General features: G+C 57.1%; 1 protein-coding gene. It reads left to right on the top strand.

Annotated features, from left to right (window positions below):
* The coding region (locus M5G17_RS27380) for an elongation factor Tu (RefSeq protein WP_273895977.1) at positions 1–867 on the top strand (867 nt) is incomplete at both ends.

Here is an 867-nt window from a genome sequence, read left to right as displayed (position 1 = left end):
GTGCGCGATCCTGGTTTGCTCGGCCGCCGATGGTCCGATGCCACAAACCCGTGAGCACATCCTGCTGTCCCGTCAGGTAGGCGTTCCGTACATCGTGGTCTTCCTGAACAAGGCTGACCTGGTAGACGACGCTGAGCTGCTGGAACTGGTCGAGATGGAAGTTCGCGACCTGCTGTCCACCTACGACTTCCCAGGCGATGACACTCCGATCATCATCGGTTCGGCTCGTATGGCGCTGGAAGGCAAAGACGACAACGAAATGGGCACCACTGCCGTTCGTAAGCTGGTTGAGACTCTGGACAGCTACATCCCAGAGCCTGAGCGCGCTATCGACAAGCCGTTCCTGATGCCAATCGAAGACGTATTCTCGATCTCGGGTCGTGGTACCGTTGTTACCGGTCGTATCGAGCGCGGTATCGTCAAGGTTCAAGAGCCGCTGGAAATCGTTGGTCTGCGTGACACTCAAACCACCACCTGCACCGGTGTTGAGATGTTCCGCAAGCTGCTGGACGAAGGTCGTGCTGGCGAGAACTGTGGCGTTCTGCTGCGTGGTACCAAGCGTGACGACGTTGAGCGTGGCCAGGTTCTGGTCAAGCCAGGTTCGGTCAAGCCGCACACCAAGTTCACCGCAGAAGTCTACGTTCTGTCGAAAGAAGAAGGCGGTCGTCACACTCCGTTCTTCAAAGGCTACCGTCCACAGTTCTACTTCCGTACTACTGACGTGACTGGTAACTGCCAGCTGCCAGAAGGCGTTGAAATGGTAATGCCGGGTGACAACATCCAGATGGAAGTTACCCTGATCAAGACCATCGCGATGGAAGACGGTCTGCGTTTCGCTATCCGTGAAGGCGGTCGTACCGTCGGCGC

It is taken from the genome of Pseudomonas rubra, from assembly GCF_028656935.1.
GTDB classification, from domain to species: Bacteria; Pseudomonadota; Gammaproteobacteria; order Pseudomonadales; family Pseudomonadaceae; genus Aquipseudomonas; species Aquipseudomonas rubra.
This window is presented reverse-complemented; position numbering and strand designations above follow the sequence as displayed.